This is a genomic window from Lactobacillus fornicalis (assembly GCF_055362665.1).
The window spans coordinates 1-5034 of sequence record NZ_JBLTIM010000028.1 but is presented as its reverse complement, the minus strand read 5'-3'; the positions used below and the strand labels follow the sequence as shown (position 1 = coordinate 5034).

Sequence of the window (5034 nt, the reverse complement as noted above, 5' to 3'; positions counted from 1 at the left end):
GACACCAAGAACATTCCAGCAACAGTTCACTTCCCAGATGGTTCAACTAAGGATGTAGAAATCCCAGTCCACAAGACAGAAACAGTAGAACCAAAGACCCGTGATGTAAACACTAATGGTGATGGAAGCTTACCATCAGCAGATACTACAGTAACTAACTTAGGTGACTTGCCAGAAGGAACTAAGGTAAGATGGGGTGAAGGAGCAGAAGAAACTGCTAAGAACCTCAAACCAGGTGAAAGTGCAAAGGTACCAGTAGTAATTACAATTCCAGGCGAAGGTGAAAAGACAGTTGAAGTAACTGTTACTCGTCCTAAGACAGAAACAGTAGAACCAAAGACCCGTGATGTAAACACTAATGGTGATGGAAGCTTACCATCAGCAGATACTACAGTAACTAACTTAGGTGACTTGCCAGAATGAACTAAGGTAAGATGGGGTGAAGGAGCAGAAGAAATTGCTAAGAACCTCAAACCAGGTGAAAGTGCAAAGGTACCAGTAGTAATTACAATCCCAGGCGAAGGTGAAAAGACAGTTGAAATAACAATCACTCGTCCGGCAACTGCTACAAATAATTCTCAAACTAATGCAAATAATAGCAATGAGAATAAAGCACATAATATTAGCAAAGTAACAGCTAATAAATTGCCACAAACTGGTGAAAATTCAGCTACACTCTCTGCATTAGGTGCTGCATTAGTTGGTATTGCAGGTTTAGGATTATTCTTGAAGAAGAAGAAGGAAGATTAATAAAACATTATTCCCCCCGGTTTATTAATTGATATAACGTTAAAAGTCACAATATCATTTGGATATTGTGGCTTTTTTGGTGTGATCTAATAAAAAATATAAGATTAAAAAAGAGGTTGAGTAATGCTTACGCCAGAAGAAAGAAAAAATACAAAAATTGAATTAAACGAAAATTTTCACCGGTTAAATTACAGTAAAGACGTGTTTGTCGGAATACTCGCTTGAATTTAACAGATTTAGATTCTGTCTTATCTATGGAAAATCCTAATCCTGCCTATGTTTGGAAGGTGCGCGATTATTTAGAAGATATGCTTAAGCGTGAAGGAAAAGAAGTATATCCTTGGTCAAAAATGGCTCATTATTCAGCCAATCGCTGGTTTAGTTATGATACGCCTGGGAGGTAGAGAATTAAGAGTCCTTAATGAAAGGCGCTTTTTTCTTTTTAAAAAACAAGGCTATGATTTTGAAAAAATCCACTTATAATTAGTAATAGTTTACTTTAGGAGGAAGCCATGAACACTCTATTTGCAAAAGCACCTATTAAACAGGTGTATTTTAAACTAGCCTTTCCAGTAGTCTTAGGTATGATTACTACGATGGTCTATAACTTAGTGGATACTATGTTTGTAGCTAAAACTGGTGATGCAAATTTAGTTGCCGCTGTCACTATTAGTACGCCACTTATTAATTTTTTAATTGCATTTTCTGATATTTTGGGACTTGGTGGCAGTAGCGTAATTTCTCGCTTATTCGGGGAAAAGAAATATGAAGAAGCTAGACGAGTAAGTAGTTTCTCGATTTATGCAGGAATTATTACAAGTTTTATTTTAACAGCGATATTATTTGTATTTGAAAAGCAGATTTTATGGCTTTTTGGTGCAAGAGCAAGTACTTATGCAGATGCCGCAGAGTTTTATCGGGTTCTAGCAATTGGGGCGGTATTCATTATGTGTTCACTGATACCTCAAAACTTGTTGCGCACTGAAGGACTAGCAGTTGAAGCAATGATTGGTTCGATTTCTGGAACAGTAGTTGCGATTATTCTAGATCCAGTATTTTTATTTGTTTTAAAAATGGGAGCTACTGGTGTTGCTACAGCAAATATTATTGGCTTTATTGTGACAGATAGTGTGCTGTTTTATTACATGATTAAACGAGCTAAATTTATTAATGCTAAAGTTAAGTTCATGAAAGTAAAGAGCCATTTATTTAATGAAGTGATTGCAATAGGCATTCCTAGTTCGGTAAATCAATTTGCTAATACTTTTGGCATGGCACTTCTTAATAGTACATTAGCTGCATATGGGGCTAAGGAAGTGGCCGCTATGGGAATAACTCAGAAGATATATAGTATTGTAATCTTAGCGATTGTTGGTTTTACCTTCGGTTCTCAGCCATTGATTGGGTTTAATTATGGTGCTAAAAACTGGCAGCGACTTAAAGAAGTATTGCGCTTTGATATTTTTGTGCAAGTTGTTTATGCAATAGTTTCTGCTCTAATATTAATTGTTTTTGCCCATCAGATTGTAGGCTTATTTATGAACGATTCACTAATTATTAATTCAGGTAGTTATATGTTACTAGCCACTTTAATTACTACACCTTTAGCTGGTATTATTATGGTTTATACGACTGTTTTTCAATCAATTGGTAATGCTTGGGGTGCTTTGATAATGTCACTGGCTCGGCAAGGAATCGTTTATTTGCTTGCGATGATTGTTTTACAAAGATTTTTGGGACTACATGGAATTGTATGGGCTCAAGCTGCTTCAGATGTAATTACTTTTACAATTGGATATGTGATTTTTTCCAAGAGTCTTAATTTAAAAGCAAAAATTATGAAAGAACAAAATAATAACTGAAAAGGATAAAACATGAAAAAAGGAATTTTATTAGTTAATTTAGGAACACCAAAATCGGCTAATCCTAAGGATGTACGAGAATTTTTAAAAAGATTTTTAGGTGATGAGCGAGTAATTAAAATGCCTCGTCTTCTTTGGAAGGCTATTTTGCATGGGATTATTTTAAATACACGACCTAAAAAATCTGCGGCAATGTATGAAAAGATTCAAACTGAAGCTGGTTTTCCGCTCCTTCGTTATACCGAAATGCAACGTGATAATGTTGCAAAACTTTTTCCAGATTATCTTGTTGAATATGGAATGAGTTATAGTGCTCCTAGTATTGAAACTAGTTTAGATAAGTTGTTAGACCAAGGAGTAGATGATTTAACAATCGTGCCAATGTATCCACAATACTCTGGAACAACAGTCGGTTCAGTTTTTGACAGTGTAATGAATTATTTCTTGAAAACTGATAAAGTGGTAAATTTGCACTTCATCCGCTCTTATTATGACAATGAAATTTATGCTAATTATTTTGCTCAAAAAATAAAGCAAGCATTAGCTAAAAATGCTATTGATGCAATTGTTATTTCATATCATGGTATTCCTTTGTCTTACAAGCAACAGGGCGATAACTATGATGAAGAATGCACCAAGACAACTGAAGCAATCATGGCAAAAGTTGATACGAATATTCCTGTTTATCAAACTTATCAATCTAAATTTGGACCGGGAGAATGGCTAACACCAGCAACTAGTGATACATTGAAAAAGTTACCAAGTGAAGGATACAAAAAAGTTTTGATTTTAGCGCCGGGGTTTGTTGTAGATTGTTTAGAAACAATTGAAGAATTAGAATCTGAAAATAAAGGTTACTTCCTTAACGCTGGTGGAGAAGAATTTCACTATTTAGCTCCATTTAATGGGGATGAGGATTTTGCTAAATTAGTAAAGAGCTTGATAGTTTAACTAAAAAAACACTTGCATATTGCGCAAGTGTTTTTCTTATATATTGTTAAGTTTATCAATCCATTGGCGAGGATTATCGATTTCTAATATGAGGCGATTGTAGTGTTCCTCTTTTAATTGAATCACGATGATGTCGCTACCTTTTCTAGCGTTATAAAAGTTTATTTCGTTATTTAAATGGAAGCTACCGGCATAATAGCCTAAAGCTGCAGTACCGGGAGAACGTAATCCCTTTTTATCAAAAAGAATGGTGTTATCTAATGTTGCACCAGCGATATGCTTTAGGGGGATAACTAATTTATTTTTGAGAGACCAAAGTTTATCTAAACCTTGGGGTTCGACTATTAAATTGTTATTTTCAATACTTAGCTTATTTCTCATTTTTAATACCTCTCGATTTTTGCAATAGAAAGTAACTTTTTACCTAAGAGCAACTCTAATTCCTTATTTGAAAAACTCTGACACCAATCTTGTATTAGAGCATGAATTTCTTTGTCACGTCTGCTTAACTCAAGCATTGCTACGAGCATTAAGTGAGTTGTTTTTTCACCATCCTTAGCTTGTTTCATATTATTCCGAAGAACAGTTAGAAACATACCACGTTTACTGCCGAATTCAGAATATAAACTTCCTCTTAACAAACCAGTTGCTTTTACTAAAGTATCAAGAGAAGTAGCTTCATAGCCATACTGTAAGAAAACAGATGTTATTGCTTCTATCACTTCATTTGAATTATATTTCTTTTTTCTGCCCATGTTTTTATTATAGTTATTTTTGACTGATTAGTCAAAAATAACAAATATGCAACTGTGGCGAGCGCAGCGAAGCTGTATAAGTGCTGGTGTGCAACTAGTGGGTGCGATAAAATCTATTTAGATTTTCGATGTAGGAGAATAGAAAAATGAACAACTTAAATGAACGTCTAAAAAATTTGAGAGAAGCTAATAATTTATCTCAAGAAGAAGTAGCTAGTAGACTAAAGATATCAAGACAATCTATTTCAAAATGGGAACTGGGTGATTCAATACCAGATATAGAAAAACTTACTGAATTAAGTAAAATTTATGGAGTAAGCTTGGATTATTTAGTAGGAAACTCAAAATCAGAAAGCATTAAGATTAATGAACAAATTTTACGGAAAAAGCGAAATGCTTTACAAGTGATTTTGTGGTCAGCTTGCGTTGCAATAGTTTTGTTACTAATTATGTTTTTTGAAGATGAGCGAGCAGGCATATTGTTTATTTTTGCAATTCCATTATCTGCTTGGATTAATTATTATTATCAATGCCAAAAATCTAAACAAAAAAATTAGTTTTGAGTGATTTTGAAGTTTAAAGAAGCTATTAAAATTCATTTGGCTATTAATTAATCATATTTTGATAGTTTAGAAAAATTTATTTGTTAAAAGTTGAAGTAAAATGATAGCTTATAAAAGCGCTTACTATAATTTGGAAACTGTCAAATTTTTTGT

Annotated in this window: 8 protein-coding genes; 6 read left to right on the top strand and 2 right to left on the bottom strand. The window is 33.8% G+C overall.

Annotated features, from left to right (window positions below; genetic code table 11):
- From ACNDLV_RS06305 to hemH, 5 genes are all read left to right on the top strand, one after another.
- Positions 1-423, top strand: a 423-nt coding sequence (locus tag ACNDLV_RS06305; protein ID WP_498882988.1) for a Rib/alpha-like domain-containing protein, incomplete at its 5' end; no start/stop codon positions are given.
- A 33-nt stretch (positions 424-456) separates the two neighbouring features.
- Entirely contained in the window at positions 457-750 is a 294-nt protein-coding gene (locus tag ACNDLV_RS06300; RefSeq protein WP_080545372.1) for an LPXTG cell wall anchor domain-containing protein, read from the top strand.
- A gap of 221 nt (positions 751-971) precedes the next feature.
- Complete coding sequence (locus tag ACNDLV_RS06295; RefSeq protein WP_006587678.1) at positions 972-1154, top strand: DUF2316 family protein; 183 nt, start codon at positions 972-974, stop codon at positions 1152-1154.
- Positions 1155-1262: 108 nt separating this feature from the next.
- On the top strand, positions 1263-2612 hold the full coding sequence (locus ACNDLV_RS06290) for an MATE family efflux transporter (RefSeq protein ID WP_006585776.1): 1350 nt from the start codon (positions 1263-1265) through the stop codon (positions 2610-2612).
- A gap of 12 nt (positions 2613-2624) precedes the next feature.
- Complete coding sequence (hemH, locus tag ACNDLV_RS06285) at positions 2625-3563, top strand: ferrochelatase (protein ID WP_006587679.1); 939 nt, start codon at positions 2625-2627, stop codon at positions 3561-3563.
- Between the two features lie 36 nt (positions 3564-3599).
- Here hemH and ACNDLV_RS06280 read toward each other — a convergent pair whose 3' ends face one another.
- Together ACNDLV_RS06280 and ACNDLV_RS06275 are read right to left on the bottom strand one after the other, a co-directional pair.
- Complete coding sequence (locus ACNDLV_RS06280) at positions 3600-3944, bottom strand: PH domain-containing protein (RefSeq protein ID WP_006585774.1); 345 nt, start codon at positions 3942-3944, stop codon at positions 3600-3602.
- Positions 3945-3946: 2 nt separating this feature from the next.
- Entirely contained in the window at positions 3947-4318 is a 372-nt protein-coding gene (locus tag ACNDLV_RS06275) for a TetR/AcrR family transcriptional regulator (RefSeq protein WP_006585773.1), read from the bottom strand.
- Positions 4319-4464: 146 nt separating this feature from the next.
- Here ACNDLV_RS06275 and ACNDLV_RS06270 point away from each other — a divergent pair, with 146 nt between their 5' ends.
- On the top strand, positions 4465-4875 hold the full coding sequence (locus ACNDLV_RS06270; protein ID WP_006587680.1) for a helix-turn-helix domain-containing protein: 411 nt from the start codon (positions 4465-4467) through the stop codon (positions 4873-4875).
- Positions 4876-5034 lie beyond the last annotated feature (159 nt).